Below are 14938 nucleotides of genomic sequence, written 5' to 3' on the forward strand. Positions count from 1 at the left end.
TAGCCGATGGGCCCGCCTGCGCGGTAGGACCACTCCATCCCCAGGTCCAGTTGCCGTATCGCTCCCGGAGGACCGCGTCACCTGGCTCTCGCACCAGCGTTCTCCCTGCCACAGCCAGCCATACCGGAGGCACGGTGGCACCCCTCGCGGACCAGCGAGCGGAGGCGTTCCTCTCGTCCTCGTCCCAGGCGAACGAGTGGCGGGCAGGGTCGAACTGATCCCAGTCCGGATGCCCTCGTAGGTGACGCGGGGCACACGGTTCTCGGGGGAAGGGCAGGTGTCACGGTTGTACGTCAGGGCTGGCCACTCTTCCTGTCCCGATGTGGATCGACCCATCAGTCTCGGCTCAATGACCCTGGACCGCGATCGGTTTTCCGACGGTGTCGGTTCGTGCGTCATGCCGCGTGCAGCCTCGTCGTTCGTCGCCGAGCACGCTGAAGTCAACAGTCCAGCGGGCGTCGTAGTCGTTCGGGATACCGAGTTCGTGGTGGAGTATCCGCACCGGCCGAACGGTCGGCCTCATTTCGGGTCATTGCCGGACGCGGTCCGAACGCCGGTTCCACCACTCGATCCAGTACGCGGTGCGGGCCACGATCCCCAGCAGGGTGCGCTCGGGCATCCGCTCCTTGACGGCCTGCCCCAGCACCTGCGCGGTGCGGCGCGCTTCTCCGCCTGGCGGCCCCATGAGCTTCGGCGCCCCCGTGTCGGGGTCGACGAACAGCTCGTCGTTGTCGCGGCACTCGCACGTCCGCCGCGCCGCCGAGGCGGACAGCCGCCCGCGCAGCTGGGCGACCAGGCAGCGGCGTCGAAGGCCGCGCCTCGCCCGGGGTGCTCAGGCCGCCTCGACCAGGTAATCCGCAGCTTCGCCTCCACCTGCTCCAGGGCAGCAGCTGCTCGGACCAGTCGGCGCACTCCTCCGAGCCGATCACCGCGACGTTGTGCTGAGCGCGTTGAACAGCGTCTTGCCGTCCAGGCCAACGACGTCGACCAGGCCCAGCAGCCGCGCCCGCACCCGGGACAGGGCCAAGCCCGGTGGTAGACACGGAGTACGACTCAGAGCTTCCAGATCATCCCGTGGCGGCTTTTGGGCTCACCTTGGTTGGACCCCATATGCGGGAGATCGCCATCGCGCGTCAGGAACGGCCCAGCGCCTCGCGGAGCGTCAGCCCGTGATGCTCCTTCAGGCGGCGCAGCTCCCACCAGGAGAGGGCCGTCACGGTGATCGGAGCGCGAGGATGAAAGCGGCACGGGCGGCCGGCGGGACCTCGGGAGTAGGCGCCGGTCACGACGTCGAGGAGGGCCATCTCCCAGACCAGGATCCCGGCGAGGAGCGGCGGGAGAACCTCGTGGATGTCGGCGGTGCGGAAGACGTGGACGAGGAGAGGCCGATGCCGTAGAGGCGAAGCCGAGGGACCACAGGCAGAGCACCGCGAGGACGACCGTCCCCACCACGCCCACCGCGTCGCGGAATCCTGCGGTCTCCGGGGCCATCGCGAGGGGGAAGGTGGCCATCGATCCGATGACGGCCGCCACCGCGCCGAGCGGGCGCAGGGGTCCGCCGCAGGTACGTCCGCCGCAGGTCGCCCCGGGCGGCGGCGATGAAGGCGCCGACCACCAGCGGAAGGTGGCAGACGAGCACCAGGACGCTGGACCAGCTCTGGTTGAACCGCGGTTCGTCCTCCGCCATCGCCTTGACGCCTTCGACGTCGGCCACGGCCCGGTACGTCGCCGTCAGCCCGATGTAGGCCGCCAATCCCAGCCCCGTGCGCCAGAGTTGGAGCCGGCGGACCGACGCGTCCTCCGCCAGGCCCGCACGCGAGGGACGGAAGGCCCGCTGGGCGGCGTAGAACGGGTTGCGGACGCCGCGCAGGATCTTCTGCGCGCGCGAGGGCTCGACCGGCGGCAGCAGCGGCGGGGGCTCCGGCGGAGCGTACGGGCCGGGCGGGACCGGTGGCGGAGGTCCGTACGGGTAGCCCTGCGGCGGGATCGGTCCCGGCCCCGGCGCCCCCTGCCCGGGAGGCGGCCCGTACGGCGGTCCGTACGGCGCTCCCGTCGGCGGACCGTAGCCGCCCCCGCCTCCACCGTTGCCGCTCACGTGCCGTCCCCCGTCCAGTCCGTTCGTCAGTGCCTGGGCATCGTAGTGGGCCTTCCCCCGAACGAGCCTGACGACTCGGCGGACGCCCGCTCACACCGCCTCGGCCGGCGCCTCCCAGGGCCCAAGCTTCTCCGGGTTGCGCACGGCCCAGATCCGGGTGATCCGCCCGTCCTCCACCGCGAAGGCGGCCACCGTCACCGCGCTGCCATCGAGGAGGGCCACCAGGCCGGGGCGGCCGTTGACCGAGCCCTCGCGGAGGGTCTGCCCCGGGGTCCGGTCGGCGATGGCGAGGACGAGGCGGGCGATCGCGTCGGCGCCGGTGACGGGGTGGAGGGCGGACGGGACCAGCCCACCGCCGTCGGCGGTCAGGGTGGCGGCGGGGTCGAGGAGGGCGACCAGGGCGGCGATGTCCTTGGTCTCCCAGGCGTGCTTGAACGCGCGGACCACCCGGGCCTGGTCGGTGGTCATCCCGGTATCGGGCCGGGCGTCCCGTACCCGCCGCCGCCCGGAGGCCGCCAACTGCCGGCAGGCGGCCGCCGACCGCTCCAGCACCTCGCCGATCTCACCGAACGGGTACCCGAAGACGTCGTGCAGGACGAAGGCCACCCGCTCCGCCGGGGTCATCGTCTCCAGGACCACCAGCAGCGCCATGTCCACCGACTCGTCCAACGCGATCCGCTCGGCCGGGTCCTGACGCTCCGCCACCGACGGGCCGGCCGGCCACTCGGTGCGGTCGGGCAGCGGCTCGGGTATCCACTCGCCGACGTAGCGTTCGCGCCGGGCCCGGGCCGAGCCGAGCTGGTCGAGGCAGATCCGGCTGGTGACGGTGGTGAGCCAGGCGTCGGGCGACAGGACCGCCTCCTGCCGCTCCGCGGGCAGGGCGTACCAGCGGGCGTACGCCTCCTGGACGGCGTCCTCCGCCTCGGTGAGTGAACCGAGGAGGCGGTAGCCGATGTTGAGCAGCCGGTGGCGCGCACTGTCGACGGCAGTGATGGTCATGGTCCGGCTGCTCCTTCGCTACGGGGTGATGCACCGTCATGATCCACTGCACGCACGCCCGAAGCGAGCCCTTTCGCCGCCCCGCCTCACATTCCGCCGGGCTGTTCCGTCAGGAAGGTGAGCGACCGGGACACGGCCCGGCGCAGGGGAGAGAGAAGGACGGCGATGGCCACCTTGACGTCGACGGTGACGGTGCGTCGGAGCACCAGGTTCCAGCCCTTCGTGCGGGTCGCGGTCGGTCTGCAGACCGCGACCCTCCTGGCGCAGGCGGTCAGCGCGGGTCTGACCTTCTCCACCTCCTACGGCGAGCTGCTGCACGCCGTGGGCGCCCGGGTCACCTACGGGGCCACCATGCTCTACCTGCTGGCTGCCGTCCTGGCCTGGCGGCCGGGTGGCGGTCCGGGGCGGCCGGTGCTGTACGCGACCGGGTTCCTGGTGCTCTCCTCGGTGCAGGTGCTGGCGGGGATCGCGCACCTGGCGAGTCTGCACATCCCGCTCGGGGTGCTGATGTTCGGCACCAGTCTGCTCCGCTTCGGCTGGGACGTGGCGGGGTACCGGAACGGCGCGGCCGCGAAGCCCTGACCTGCGGAGGGAGCGGCGGGGCGCGGCCCCGAGCGGACGGGCGGGCGCGGGCCGGGGCGTTAGGCTGACGCCCCATGAGACGCCGCCCCGCCGCCCCACGCTCCCCCCTCCCCCAGCGGCACGGCGTCGACCCGGTGCGGCGCCGGCTGCCGGAGGACGGCGGCGGGTGGGCGACGGTCCACGCGTACCTGACGGAGTTCCTCCCGGTGGAGCCGGCCCTGGTCGACGCGCTGTTCGCGGGCGACGCTCCTGGGGACGGGGGTGCACGGCACGGACGGGCGGCTCTCCCCCGACGCGCCGTTCGTCCCGGGGGCCGTGATCTGGTACCACCGTGACCTGCCGCCCGAGGTGGAGGTGCCGTTCCCGCTCACCGTCCTGCACCGGGACGAGCGGATCGTGGTCGCGGACAAGCCGCACTTCCTCTCCATCGCCCCGCGCGGCAAGCACGTCACCCAGACCGCGCTGGCCCTGCTCCGCGACCGCCTCGGCCTGCCGGAACTGAGCCCGGCCCACCGTCTCGACCGGCTGACCGCCGGACTGGTGCTCTTCGTCGTGCGGCCGCAGGACCGCGCCGCGTACCAGGGGCTGTTCGCCGAGCGGCGGGTCCGCAAGGAGTACCGGGCGGTGGCCCCGTACCTGCCGGGTCTGGAGCTGCCCCGGACGGTGGAGAGCCGGCTGGTGAAGGAGCGCGGCGAACTGACGGCGCGGGAGGTGACGGGCGAGCCGAACAGCCGCAGCGTCGTCGAGCTGCTGACGCAGGACGGGCGGAACGGTGGATACCGCTTGCTGCCCGAGACGGGCAAGACCCATCAGCTGCGGGTCCACCTCTGCTCGCTCGGCATCCCGATCCTCGGCGATCCCCTCTACCCGCGCGTCCTCCCCGAGGCGGCTCCGGACGATTTCCGCGATCCGCTCCAACTCCTGGCCCAGGCACTGGAGTTCACCGACCCCGTGACCGGCGTGGCGCACCGCTTCGAGAGCGGGCAGCGACTGGCCCACTGGCCGGACCACCAGGCCTCCCCGCACCCCTTGTGACGAAGCTCACCCCCGGGACTCCGTCACCTACGGTCGCGTAAGGTAGTTCACAAGGTGAACTATCTCCTCCATGGCTGACACACAGGAGACCCTTGACCTCAGCTCGTACGTGGCACTCGGGGACAGCTTCACCGAGGGCCTCAACGACGCCCGCCCGGACGGCCTGTACGCCGGATGGGCCGACCGACTGGCCCGACTGCTCGCCGCAGAGCGGCCGTTGGGCGACTTCCGGTACGCGAACCTCGCGGTCCGCGGCCGGCTGCTGGACCAGATCGTCGAGGAGCAGGTGCCCCGGGTCGCGGAGATCCGCCCCGACCTGGTGACGCTCTGCGCCGGCGGCAACGACATCCTCCGCCCGGGCAGCGACCCGGACGCGGTGGCCGAGCGCTTCGAGGCCGCGGTGGTGGAGCTGAAGCGCCACGCCCGGACGGTCCTGATCTGCACCGGCTTCGACACCCGGGGCATCCCGGTGCTCGGCATGCTGCGCGGCAAGATCGCCACCTACAACGGCCACCTGCGGGCCGTCGCCGACCGGCACGGCCTCACCGTCGCCGACCTCTGGTCGCTGCGTTCGGTGCACGACCGCCGCGCCTGGAGCGAGGACCGCCTGCACCTCTCCCCCGAGGGCCACCAGCGGGTCGCCCTGCTGGCCGCCCGCTCGCTCGGCCTGCCGCTCGGCCCGGAGCAGGACCCGGAGGCCCCGTGGCCCGCCGCGCCCGTGCTCACCACGGCCGAGCAGCGCCGGGAGAACCTGCAGTGGGCCCGCGAGTTCCTGGTGCCGTGGGTCGGCCGCCGCCTGCGCGGCGAGTCCTCCGGGGACAACGTCGAGGCCAAGCGCCCGGAGCTGCTCCCGCTCTGACGCCGCGTCAGCCACCGGCCCGTGCCTCCGACGCCCCGGAGGCACGGGCCCGGCCGTTCTCCCGCTCGGCCCGCTCAACCCGGCTCCGACCGCTCCGGCGCCGCTCCGGTTCAGCTCACCCCGGCGCCGCGCCCGGCTCAGACCACCCCGGCGCGGCGCAGCAGCCAGCGGTTGGTCGGGCCGATCAGGCCCGCCCGGTCGAGTACGCCGACCGCCTTGGCCGCCATCCGGGTCTTGGTGGCCCGCCAGTTGGGGTTGGACCGGGCGGCGGCCCGGCCCGCCTTGGGGTCGATGCCGACCGCCGCGTAGAGGCGGGGGTTGATCAGGCCCTTGGTGGAGCGGTGGATGATCAGGCCGATCAGCAGCTGCTCGTAGAAGCGGCGCACCGGTCCGACCCGGGTGCGGACCAGCTCCTCCCGGGCGTAGGTGATGTGGCGGGACTCCTCGATCACGTGGATCCGGGAGACCTGGCGGGTGAGGGGCTGGAGCGACTCGTCGTTCATCAGCTCGCGCTGGAACGCGTCGAGGATCTCCTCCACGTACATGGTGCCGCCGAAGGTCTGACTGTGCGTCGAGATCGCCTTGAAGATCCGGCCGAGCTCGTGCGAGAGCCGTCCGGGACCGTAGGCGGGGACGCCCATCCAGGTGATCATCTTGGCGAACATGACGGAGTGCCGGCACTCGTCGGCGATCTCGGTGAGCGCGTACTGCACGTGGGCACTGGTCGGATCGCGGTCGAAGGCGTGGCGCAGCAGCATCTGCATCAGGATCTCCTCGAACCAGATGCCGAGGCTGGCGACGCTGGCCACCTCGTGCTTGCTGAGCTCGATCCGCTGCTCCTCGCTCAGGCCCTCCCAGAGCTCGGTGCCGTAGAGCGAGGTGTGGTGCGGCGGGCAGAAGTAGCGGCCGGGCAGCGGCGGGGTGTCCCAGTCCACCTCGGTGAGCGGGTCGAAGGAGAGCTTGGCCGAGGAGTTGAGCAGCCGCTCGGCGGTGCGGCGGCGCTCCTCGGGCCAGGCTTCGGGTGCGGTCCGGACGGCCTTGGTCATCGGCCCTCTTCCTTCCTCTCGGCGCGCGGCGGGGCGCACTGGCCCTCTGACCGGAAGGTAGAAGCTATTAGACACACCGTCAATACTTCGCACAGCCCCACCGCCCGCCGGTCCGGGTCAGGCCCGCAGGAAGGCGGTCAGCAGCCGCGCGGCCTCCGCCACCTCCTTGACGTCACGCCGCTCGGTGTCGACGTCCAGGTGGAACGGTGCGTGCCCGCCGGCCGCCGTGTCCACCTGGGCCTCGCGGCGGTCCGGCGTCACCAGCCACCAGACGTGGTCGTCCTCGCCCCTGCCCCTGGCGTCCAACCGCCGGACCTCGACCTCCGGAACCGCCGACCGGACCAGCGCGAACACCTCGTCCAGCGGGCCGCCCGTCGCATCGGCCGCCGACCAGATCCGGTGGAAGCAGCGCTCGCTCAGCGGCTGCGGGTACTCCGTCATGACGCCCCCTCAACTCTCGTTCCTCGTACACGGGTCACCGTAGCTCCCCGATTCCTCCGGATCCTGTTCCGTTCTGCGAACAGGCGTGTGCGATCTTCGTATGCTCGACTCCACACCCCCTTGGGCACACCCTCTGGGTCGACCGAAGCGAGGCTGACCGGATCATGACCAACCCCCTGACGCACGCCACCGCCCTCTACCACGCGGGCCGTTACGCCGAGGCCGAGGCGGAGGCCCGCGCTCTGGCGGAGGCACCGCGGATCGAGCCGGAGGACTTCGTCTTCGGGCCGCTGGCGCTGGAGATCGTCGCGCTGGCGGCCAGCGCCCAGGGCCGCCACACCGAGGCCCTCGGCATCCTCGACGAGGTGCGGCCGCTGATCGCGGAGCTGATCGGGCCCGAGCACATGCTGACCCTCAAGCTGCGTGCGGACCGGGCCCAGGTGCTGACGATGCTCGACCGCTTCGCCGAGGCCGAGTCGGAGTGCGCGGCGGTCGCCCACCTGGCGGAGCGTCAGATCGAGGCGGAGGCGGACGCGGAGGCGGAGCCGGAGATGCAGCTCCTGCGGCTCAACGCCCGCAGCGGTCAGCTCCACGCCCTCACCGCGCTCGGCCTCCACCCGGAGGCGGAGGCGGTGGCCCGCCAGGCCATCGCCTCGCACCACGAGGACGACCAGATCGCGCTGATCCTGCGGCTGGGCCTCTGCCGGAGCCTCAACCTCCAGGGCCGCTACGAGGACGCCCTCGCCGCGGCGCGGCTCGCCGACGAGCTGCGCCGCGGCTGGGACGAGGAGCGCCGCCGCCCGGAGGCCGGGGCCGTGGAGCTGGCCGCCGCCCGGGCCCTCCTCGGGCTGGGGCAGGACGCCGCGGCCCGTCCGCTGGCCGCCACCGCCCTCGACGCCTCCCTGGCCGTGTTCGGGCCGGACAACTCCCGCACCGTCGAGGCCCGCGAGCTGCTGGAGCGGATCGACGGCGCCTGACCCGGCCACAGGCGCCTGACGGTCAGTCGATCTCCTTGCGCGGGGCGGCCGCCGTCCAGTAGTCCGGGTCGGGCGGGATCCGCTGGGCGAGGTCGGCGCGCACCTGGTCGGCGAGCCTGCGGGTGTCGCGGCGGTTCATGGTGGCGCCGAGGCCCGCGCCGATCAGCAGCGGAGTCAGGGAGGGGAGCTTGCGCAGCGTGCTCCGGGTCAGCCGCTTGCGCAGCTTCTGGCGGACCTCGGAGCTGACCGCCATCGCCGCCAGCCCGGCCGGGCGGATCAGCGCGGCCCGGTCGATGCCCCGGCCGTCGGCCCAGGCGCCGACGTACGCGGTGGCCCGCTGCGCGACCGTGCCCTGGGCGGGGACCCCGTAGACCTCGTGCAGCTCGGCGATCAGCTTGATCTCGACGGCCGCCACCGAGAGGGTCTCCGCCGCGATCTCCACCGGCATCGCGGGCGGGACGGGCATCATCGCCGCCGCGCCCGCCCCCGCGCCCAGCGCGGCGGAGGAGCGGCAGGCCCCGAGCGCGATCAGTTCAGCCAGCTCGTCCGGGGTGGCGGCGGTGGGGTGCTGGGCGCGCAGGGTGGCCAGGCTGCGGACCGGGATCCGGGGCGCGGCGTCCAGCAGCCGGTCGGCCAGTACCTTGCCGCCGTACCCGGCCCCCTTGGCCGCGGCCTTGCCGCCCCGCCCGAGCGCGGTGGTCAGCGAGCGGACCAGCGCGCCGGCCCGCTGGCTCCCGCGCCGCCGGTACCAGGCCTCCCGGACCGCGGGAGCGGCGTCGGGGAGGGTGCGCTCCATCTCGGCCGAGAGCGCGGCCAACTGCCCGGCGACGTCCTCGCCGCCGGCCGGTGCGTCCCGGCCTCCCCGTACGCCGTCCTCCGGCCCGGGCTCCGGCTCGCCGTCTCTCCTCCGTCGGATGATTCCCATGATCTGCGCGTACCCGGTTCCCTCCGCCGCCACGCCGCACCGTGACCCCGATATCCCCCTGGTACCGCTCAGGTCTCGGTTCGGGCATGCCCACGCCCACGAACCGTCCGTGCCCAGCACACTGGGACCGGCCGGTCCGACGGGGCGTCACGGGGGCGAGCACCGTCGGACCGGCCGCACCGACGCCTGCCCCGACGGCACCGGTGCGCGCACCGCGCGGTTCCGTCCACCGGGCCCCTGCCTGCTCGCCACCGAGTCCGAGGGGACCGCCCGTGCCGACGACCGCCACGAGAGCCCGCGCCACCGACCGCAGCGACCTCCAGCTGGCCGCCCTGCTCGCCGCCGCGACCGCGGTCCTCGACCTGCTGCTCCTCCTCGTGGTCACCCGCGTCGGCGGCCTGCTCCTCGCCTTCCACCTCGGCGGGGCCACCGTCGCCGCCCTGCGCGCCCTCTGGTACCCGGCCCCGGCCGTCCGCCAGCTGCGCCGCCTCGCCACCTGGCTGCTCCTCGGCCAACTCGCCCTGGTGGCAACCCTGTTGGCGACCCTGATCGCCGTCCACTGGGCCATGCGCGGGACTCCCTGAACGTGTCCTGAGCACACCGTGCGCGCGCCTTGACCAGGCCTTGGCCGGCCCTTGGCCCTCCCTTGATCGTCTGCGGAGCACCTACCGGCGGCCGCCCTCCGACGGCTGGGTACTGTGGGCGGACCACCCCTCGAAAGGCGCTTTCCCCCATGGCCAAGAACGCCGCCGCCGGACCGCCCGCCGCCCCGTCCGGGGCCGCACGCGGGGCGGCCGCGCCGGCTCCCCTGCTGCGCCTGAGCGGCGTCAGCCGCTCGTACGGCGACCGGGAGGTGCTGCACCCCGTGGACCTGTCGCTGGCCGCCGGCGAGTGCGTCGCGCTGCTCGGCCACAACGGCTCGGGCAAGTCCACCCTGCTCCGGTCGCCGCCGGGCGGGACGCGCCCAGCAAGGGGACGGTGCGCTTCGACGGCCTCCCCGATGGACCAGAACGACCCCCGGATCCGGGCCCGGGTGGCCGTGGTCGGCGACACCGTCGCCTGCTACCCGGACCTGACGGTCCGTGAGCACCTGCTGCTGGTGGCGGTCGCGCACGGGGTGGCCGACGCGCCCGACTGGATCACCGAGGTGCTGGCCCACCGCAACCTCACCGAACGCGCCGACGCCCTGCCCTCGGCCCTCTCCTCCGGCCAGATGCAGGCCCTGCTGCTGGCCTGCGCCATGGTGCGCCCGCGCGACCTGCTACTGCTGGACGAGCCCGAGCAGCGGCTCGACCCGGAGGCCCGGCGCGACCTCGCCGAGCTGCTCAAGGGCGAACTCGCCGACGGCGTCGCGGTGTTGCTGGTCACCCACCACACCGACCTGGCGCTGGACGTGGCCGACCGGGTGGTGGTCCTGGAGGAGGGCCGGATCGTCCGGCAGGGCAAGCCCCGGCAGGTCCTCGCGGCGGAGTACGCCGCGCGTACCGCCGCCGCCCCGACCACCAACTCGGCCGGTGACCGATGAGCACCACCGTCCCCGAGGCGGAGAGCGCCGTCGAGCCGTGGTCGGCGGACGACGACTGGACCGACGAGACCCTCGCCCTGCTGCGGGCCCTGCGCGCGCCCCACCGGCGCAACCGCGCCAGTCCGTGGCCTTCGCGCTCTACTGCGTGCTGCTCGGCCTGGTCGTCTGGGGCGGCGTGCCGAGCCTGGGCCTCTTCCTCCAGGCCTCGATGGGCGCCGACTACACCGGCCACGGCGGCGACCTGCTCGCCGCGATGCCCGCCGGCATCACCGCCGTCGGCCTGACCACCTTCCTGCTGCTGCTCCGGGCACGGCCTCTGGCGCGGCCCCGTGGTGCCGCCCCGGGCGGCGACCGACTGGCTCCTCGCCCACCCGGTCCGGCCCCCGCCCGGTGCTGCGGCCGTGGTTCTGGCTGTCCTGCGCGGTGGCCGCCTTCCCCGGGCTGGTGGCGGCGGCCGGCGGCATGGTCGCCCTCGGGCTGACCGTCCGCACCGGCCTGCCGGCCGCGCTCGGGTGGTGCCTGCTCGGCGGGCTCGGCGTCCCCCTGCTGGCCACCTGCGCCGCCCTGGTGGTGGAGCGCAGCGACCGCACCGCCCACTGGTGCGCCGCCTGACGCCCTACCTCACCCTGCTGATCCTGGGCCTCGCCGCGCAGACCGTGCTGGCCGTCGCCGGTCACCCGGTGGGCTGGCTGGAGCGGGCCGAGCTCTGGTCCGGCCCGTGGGGGCTGGGCCGCCGTCGCGGCCCTGGCCCCGACGCCCGCCGCCGTGCCGGGCGGCTGGATCGCCGCCGCGCTCCTCCTGGTCTCCACGGCCGCCGCCCTGGTGGCCGCCGACCGCGCCGCCGCGACCGTCCCGCTCGCCCGTCTGCGCGAACGGGCCCGGACGGCCGCCGGCGTCCTGGCCGCGCTGCGCACGGTCGAGCTGCGCAGCGCCCGACTGGCCGTCAACAGCGCCAACGGCAGCCTCCGTCAGCGCCGCCTGCGCCTCCCCGCCCCTCGGCGGGCCTGGCAGGTGGTGCCCTGGCGCGACACACCTCGCGCTGCTGCGCTCCCCGGCGCGGCTGGGCCGCGCGGTGGTGCTCGCGGTGCCGGCGCCGCTCTGCGCCGCCCTCGCCCACGGCACCCGGGGCGGAGTGTCCTGGCTGGCCACCGCCGTGGCGCTGGTCTTCGGCTACCTGGCGGTGGCGCAGCTGCTGGAGCCCGCCCGGATCGAGACCGACGACGTGCGGCGCGCCTCCTGGTCGCCGTACCCCCTTCGCCGGGCTGATGCTCCGTCACGCCGTGTCCCCGGTCGTGGCCGGTCTGCTGCTGGGCCTGGCCTGCGCGGGCGCGCTGCTGGCCCTCGGTGGCGGTGGCCCGGGGCGGGCCCCACGGTCTGGCTCGTCCCGGCCGCCGTCCCGGCGCTGGTGGCGGCCGGGCTGGTGAACGCCTGCCGGGGCCCGGTGCGCCGGGACCTGATGTACTCCCCCGCCCGGGGCGCGGGCGGGGCACCGGGCCGTTGGTCTTCGCCGCCTGGTACAGCGGCGTCAGGCCCGCGATCCCCACGGCGGCCCCGCCGCGTACCAGGCGGCGAAGACCAACGGCCCGGTGCCCCGCCCGCGCCCCGGCGGGGGAGTACATCAGGTCCCGGCGCACCGGGCCCCGGCAGCGTTCACCAGCCCGGCCGCCACCAGCGCCGGGACGGCGGCCGGGACGAGCCAGACCGTGGGCCCCGCCCCCGGGCCACCGCCACCGAGGGCCAGCAGCGCGCCCGCGCAGTCCAGGCCCGCAGCAGACCGCCACGACCGGGACCACGGCGTGACGGAGCATCAGCCCGGCGAAGGGGTACGGCGACCAGGAGGCGCGCCGCACGTCGTCGGTCTCGATCCGGGCGGCTCCAGCAGCTGCGCCACCGCCAGGTAGCCGAAGACCAGCGCCACGGCGGTGGCCAGCCAGGACACTCCGCCCCGGTGCCGTGGGCGAGGGCGGCGCAGAGCGGCGCCCGGCACCGCGAGCACCACCGCGCGGCCCAGCCGCGCCGGTGGAGCGCAGCAGCGCGAGGGTGTCGCGCCAGGGCACCACCTGCCAGGCCCGCCGAGGGCGGGGAGGCGCAGGCGGCGCTGACGGAGGCTGCCGTTGGCGCTGTTGACGGCCAGTCGGGCGCTGCGCAGCTCGACCGTGCGCAGCGCGGCCAGGACGCCGGCGGCCGTCCGGGCCCGTTCGCGCAGACGGGCGAGCGGGACGGTCGCGGCGGCGCGGTCGGGGCGGCCACCAGGGCGGCGGCCGTGGAGACCAGGAGGAGCGCGGCGGCGATCCAGCCGCCCGGCACGGCGGCGGGCGTCGGGGCCAGGGCCGCGACGGCGGCCCAGCCCCACGGGCCCGGACCAGAGCTCGGCCCGCTCCAGCCAGCCCACCGGGTGACCGGCGACGGCCAGCACGGTCTGCGCGGCGAGGCCCAGGATCAGCAGGGTGAGGTAGGGCGTCAGGCGGCGCACCCAGTGGGCGGTGCGGTCGCTGCGCTCCACCACCAGGGCGGCGCAGGTGGCCAGCAGGGGGACGCCGAGCCCGCCGAGCAGGCACCACCCGAGCGCGGCCGGCAGGCCGGTGCGGACGGTCAGCCCGAGGCGACCATGCCGCCGGCCGCCGCCACCAGCCCGGAGGCGGCCACCGCGCAGGACAGCCAGAACCACGGCCGCAGCACCGGGCGGGGCCGACCGGTTGGGCGAGGAGCCAGTCGGTCGCCGCCCGGGGCGGCACCACGGGCCGCGCCAGAGGCCGTCCCGGAGCAGCACAGGAAGGTGGTCAGGCCGACGGCGGTGATGCCGGCGGCATCGCGGCGAGCAGGTCGCCGCCGTGGCCGGTGTAGTCGGCGCCCATCGAGGCCTGGAGGAAGAGGCCCAGGCTCGGCACGCCGCCCCAGACGACCAGGCCGAGCAGCACGCAGTAGAGCGCGAAGGCCACGGACTTGGCGCGGTTGCGCCGGTGGGGCGCGCGCAGGGCCCGCAGCAGGGCGAGGGTCTCGTCGGTCCAGTCGTCGTCCGCCGACCACGGCTCGACGGCGCTCTCCGCCTCGGGGACGGTGGTGCTCATCGGTCACCGGCCGAGTTGGTGGTCGGGGCGGCGGCGGTACGCGCGGCGTACTCCGCCGCGAGGACCTGCCGGGGCTTGCCCTGCCGGACGATCCGGCCCTCCTCCAGGACCACCACCCGGTCGGCCACGTCCAGCGCCAGGTCGGTGTGGTGGGTGACCAGCAACACCGCGACGCCGTCGGCGAGTTCGCCCTTGAGCAGCTCGGCGAGGTCGCGCCGGGCCTCCGGTCGAGCCGCTGCTCGGGCTCGTCCAGCAGTAGCAGGTCGCGCGGGCGCACCATGGCGCAGGCCAGCAGCAGGGCCTGCATCTGGCCGGAGGAGAGGGCCGAGGGCAGGGCGTCGGCGCGTTCGGTGAGGTTGCGGTGGGCCAGCACCTCGGTGATCCAGTCGGGCGCGTCGGCCACCCCGTGCGCGACCGCCACCAGCAGCAGGTGCTCACGGACCGTCAGGTCCGGGTAGCAGGCGACGGTGTCGCCGACCACGGCCACCCGGGCCCGGATCCGGGGGTCGTTCTGGTCCATCGGGAGGCCGTCGAAGCGCACCGTCCCCTTGCTGGCGCGTCCCGCCCGGCGGCGACCCGGAGCAGGGTGGACTTGCCCGAGCCGTTGTGGCCGAGCAGCGCGACGCACTCGCCGGCGGCCAGCGACAGGTCCACGGGGTGCAGCACCTCCCGGTCGCCGTACGAGCGGCTGACGCCGCTCAGGCGCAGCAGGGAGCCGGCGCGGCCGCCCCGCGTGCGTGCCCCGGACGGGCGGCGGGCGGTCCGGCGGCGGCGTTCTTGGCCATGGGGAAAGCGCCTTTCGAGGGGTGGTCCGCCCACAGTACCCAGCCGTCGGAGGGCGGCCGCCGGTAGGTGCTCCGCAGACGATCAAGGGAGGGCCAAGGGCCGGCCAAGGCCTGGTCAAGGCGCGCGCACGGTGTGCTCAGGACACGTTCAGGGAGTCCCGCGCATGGCCCAGTGGACGGCGATCAGGGTCGCCAACAGGGTTGCCACCAGGGCGAGTTGGCCGAGGAGCAGCCAGGTGGCGAGCGGCGCAGCTGGCGGACGGCGGGGCCGGGTACCAGAGGGCGCGCATGGCGGCGACGGTGGCCCCGCCGAGGTGGAAGGCGAGGAGCAGGCCGCCGACGCGGGTGACCACGAGGAGGAGCAGCAGGTCGAGGACCGCGGTCGCGGCGGCGAGCATGGGCGGCCAGCTGGAGGTCGCTGCGGTCGGTGGCGCGGGCTCTCGTGGCGGTCGTCGGCACGGGCGGTCCCCTCGGACTCGGTGGCGAGCAGGCAGGGGCCCGGTGGACGGAACCGCGCGGTGCGCGCACCGGTGCCGTCGGGGCAGGCGTCGGTGCGGCCGGTCCGACGGTGCTCGCCCCCGTGACGCCCCGTCGACCGGCC

17 protein-coding genes and 2 pseudogenes are annotated in these 14938 nt (G+C 75.0%); 10 read left to right on the plus strand and 9 right to left on the minus strand.

Features of this window, described 5'->3' with window-relative positions:
• Positions 1 to 1133: 1133 nt before the first annotated feature.
• Both ABD946_RS27450 and sigJ read right to left on the minus strand, forming a co-directional pair.
• Positions 1134 to 1304 (minus strand): hypothetical protein, encoded by a 171-nt coding sequence (locus ABD946_RS27450; protein WP_345288003.1) that lies wholly within the window; start codon positions 1302 to 1304, stop codon positions 1134 to 1136.
• Positions 1305 to 2185: 881 nt separating this feature from the next.
• Positions 2186 to 3094: an RNA polymerase sigma factor SigJ gene (gene sigJ, locus ABD946_RS27455; protein WP_345288004.1), complete on the minus strand. Its 909-nt coding sequence runs from the start codon at positions 3092 to 3094 to the stop codon at positions 2186 to 2188.
• A 165-nt stretch (positions 3095 to 3259) separates the two neighbouring features.
• Between sigJ and ABD946_RS27460 the strand changes: the two genes are divergently transcribed.
• The 3 genes and pseudogenes from ABD946_RS27460 to ABD946_RS27470 all read left to right on the plus strand — a co-directional run bounded on the left by ABD946_RS27460 (position 3260) and on the right by ABD946_RS27470 (position 5570).
• Entirely contained in the window at positions 3260 to 3676 is a 417-nt protein-coding gene (locus tag ABD946_RS27460; protein ID WP_345288005.1) for a hypothetical protein, read from the plus strand.
• A 74-nt stretch (positions 3677 to 3750) separates the two neighbouring features.
• Positions 3751 to 4711: pseudogene (locus tag ABD946_RS27465) on the plus strand (pseudouridine synthase).
• A gap of 70 nt (positions 4712 to 4781) precedes the next feature.
• Entirely contained in the window at positions 4782 to 5570 is a 789-nt protein-coding gene (locus ABD946_RS27470; RefSeq protein WP_345288007.1) for an SGNH/GDSL hydrolase family protein, read from the plus strand.
• A gap of 137 nt (positions 5571 to 5707) precedes the next feature.
• On the opposite strand, the gene ABD946_RS27475 is transcribed toward ABD946_RS27470, so the two are convergent.
• Together ABD946_RS27475 and ABD946_RS27480 are read right to left on the minus strand one after the other, a co-directional pair.
• Positions 5708 to 6616 (minus strand): AurF N-oxygenase family protein, encoded by a 909-nt coding sequence (locus ABD946_RS27475; protein ID WP_345288008.1) that lies wholly within the window; start codon positions 6614 to 6616, stop codon positions 5708 to 5710.
• A 117-nt stretch (positions 6617 to 6733) separates the two neighbouring features.
• Positions 6734 to 7057, minus strand: a complete 324-nt coding sequence (locus tag ABD946_RS27480; protein ID WP_345288009.1) for a hypothetical protein — start codon at positions 7055 to 7057, stop codon at positions 6734 to 6736.
• Positions 7058 to 7221: 164 nt separating this feature from the next.
• Here ABD946_RS27480 and ABD946_RS27485 point away from each other — a divergent pair, with 164 nt between their 5' ends.
• Positions 7222 to 8034, plus strand: coding sequence for a tetratricopeptide repeat protein (locus tag ABD946_RS27485; protein WP_345288010.1), 813 nt, complete (start codon positions 7222 to 7224; stop codon positions 8032 to 8034).
• A 22-nt stretch (positions 8035 to 8056) separates the two neighbouring features.
• On the opposite strand, the gene ABD946_RS27490 is transcribed toward ABD946_RS27485, so the two are convergent.
• Positions 8057 to 8959 (minus strand): hypothetical protein, encoded by a 903-nt coding sequence (locus ABD946_RS27490; RefSeq protein ID WP_345288011.1) that lies wholly within the window; start codon positions 8957 to 8959, stop codon positions 8057 to 8059.
• A 272-nt stretch (positions 8960 to 9231) separates the two neighbouring features.
• Between ABD946_RS27490 and ABD946_RS27495 the strand changes: the two genes are divergently transcribed.
• From ABD946_RS27495 to ABD946_RS27520, 6 genes are all read left to right on the plus strand, one after another.
• A complete protein-coding gene (locus tag ABD946_RS27495) occupies positions 9232 to 9543 on the plus strand; it encodes a hypothetical protein (RefSeq protein ID WP_345288012.1) in 312 nt (103 codons plus the stop codon).
• Between the two features lie 149 nt (positions 9544 to 9692).
• Positions 9693 to 10484, plus strand: coding sequence for an ABC transporter ATP-binding protein (locus tag ABD946_RS27500; RefSeq protein ID WP_345288014.1), 792 nt, complete (start codon positions 9693 to 9695; stop codon positions 10482 to 10484).
• 124 nt (positions 10485 to 10608) lie between these two features.
• Entirely contained in the window at positions 10609 to 10965 is a 357-nt protein-coding gene (locus ABD946_RS27505) for a hypothetical protein (RefSeq protein ID WP_345288016.1), read from the plus strand.
• Entirely contained in the window at positions 10947 to 11096 is a 150-nt protein-coding gene (locus ABD946_RS27510; RefSeq protein ID WP_345288018.1) for a hypothetical protein, read from the plus strand. Before ABD946_RS27505 ends, ABD946_RS27510 begins: the two co-directional genes overlap by 19 nt.
• A 153-nt stretch (positions 11097 to 11249) precedes the next feature.
• A complete protein-coding gene (locus ABD946_RS27515; RefSeq protein ID WP_345288020.1) occupies positions 11250 to 11750 on the plus strand; it encodes a hypothetical protein in 501 nt (166 codons plus the stop codon).
• Positions 11750 to 11908, plus strand: coding sequence for a hypothetical protein (locus ABD946_RS27520; protein WP_345288021.1), 159 nt, complete (start codon positions 11750 to 11752; stop codon positions 11906 to 11908). Before ABD946_RS27515 ends, ABD946_RS27520 begins: the two co-directional genes overlap by 1 nt.
• A 383-nt stretch (positions 11909 to 12291) precedes the next feature.
• On the opposite strand, the gene ABD946_RS27525 is transcribed toward ABD946_RS27520, so the two are convergent.
• The 4 genes and pseudogenes from ABD946_RS27525 to ABD946_RS27540 form a co-directional block, all read right to left on the minus strand.
• A complete protein-coding gene (locus ABD946_RS27525) occupies positions 12292 to 13152 on the minus strand; it encodes a hypothetical protein (RefSeq protein WP_345288023.1) in 861 nt (286 codons plus the stop codon).
• A gap of 112 nt (positions 13153 to 13264) precedes the next feature.
• Entirely contained in the window at positions 13265 to 13552 is a 288-nt protein-coding gene (locus tag ABD946_RS27530) for a hypothetical protein (protein ID WP_345288025.1), read from the minus strand.
• Positions 13549 to 14263 (minus strand): annotated as a pseudogene (locus ABD946_RS27535) (ABC transporter ATP-binding protein). The gene ABD946_RS27530 and the pseudogene ABD946_RS27535 overlap by 4 nt, the downstream one beginning before the upstream one ends.
• Positions 14264 to 14474: 211 nt before the next feature.
• On the minus strand, positions 14475 to 14735 hold the full coding sequence (locus ABD946_RS27540) for a hypothetical protein (RefSeq protein WP_345288027.1): 261 nt from the start codon (positions 14733 to 14735) through the stop codon (positions 14475 to 14477).
• Between the last annotated feature and the right edge of the window lie 203 nt (positions 14736 to 14938).

This window comes from Kitasatospora albolonga (assembly GCF_039535905.1).
GTDB lineage: Bacteria > Actinomycetota > Actinomycetes > Streptomycetales > Streptomycetaceae > Kitasatospora > Kitasatospora albolonga.

What these genes read in the sequence shown, in the direction of transcription:
- ABD946_RS27450 (WP_345288003.1), bottom strand. Translation starts at nt 1,304, where the DNA reads ATGGCCCTCCTCGACGTCGTGACCGGCGCCTACTCCCGAGGTCCCGCC.
- sigJ (WP_345288004.1), bottom strand. Translation starts at nt 3,094, where the DNA reads ATGACCATCACTGCCGTCGACAGTGCGCGCCACCGGCTGCTCAACATC.
- ABD946_RS27460 (WP_345288005.1), top strand. Translation starts at nt 3,260, where the DNA reads ATGGCCACCTTGACGTCGACGGTGACGGTGCGTCGGAGCACCAGGTTC.
- ABD946_RS27470 (WP_345288007.1), top strand. Translation starts at nt 4,782, where the DNA reads ATGGCTGACACACAGGAGACCCTTGACCTCAGCTCGTACGTGGCACTC.
- ABD946_RS27475 (WP_345288008.1), bottom strand. Translation starts at nt 6,616, where the DNA reads ATGACCAAGGCCGTCCGGACCGCACCCGAAGCCTGGCCCGAGGAGCGC.
- ABD946_RS27480 (WP_345288009.1), bottom strand. Translation starts at nt 7,057, where the DNA reads ATGACGGAGTACCCGCAGCCGCTGAGCGAGCGCTGCTTCCACCGGATC.
- ABD946_RS27485 (WP_345288010.1), top strand. Translation starts at nt 7,222, where the DNA reads ATGACCAACCCCCTGACGCACGCCACCGCCCTCTACCACGCGGGCCGT.
- ABD946_RS27490 (WP_345288011.1), bottom strand. Translation starts at nt 8,959, where the DNA reads ATGGGAATCATCCGACGGAGGAGAGACGGCGAGCCGGAGCCCGGGCCG.
- ABD946_RS27500 (WP_345288014.1), top strand. Translation starts at nt 9,693, where the DNA reads ATGGCCAAGAACGCCGCCGCCGGACCGCCCGCCGCCCCGTCCGGGGCC.
- ABD946_RS27510 (WP_345288018.1), top strand. Translation starts at nt 10,947, where the DNA reads ATGGTCGCCCTCGGGCTGACCGTCCGCACCGGCCTGCCGGCCGCGCTC.
- ABD946_RS27520 (WP_345288021.1), top strand. Translation starts at nt 11,750, where the DNA reads ATGCTCCGTCACGCCGTGTCCCCGGTCGTGGCCGGTCTGCTGCTGGGC.
- ABD946_RS27530 (WP_345288025.1), bottom strand. Translation starts at nt 13,552, where the DNA reads ATGAGCACCACCGTCCCCGAGGCGGAGAGCGCCGTCGAGCCGTGGTCG.
- ABD946_RS27540 (WP_345288027.1), bottom strand. Translation starts at nt 14,735, where the DNA reads ATGCTCGCCGCCGCGACCGCGGTCCTCGACCTGCTGCTCCTCCTCGTG.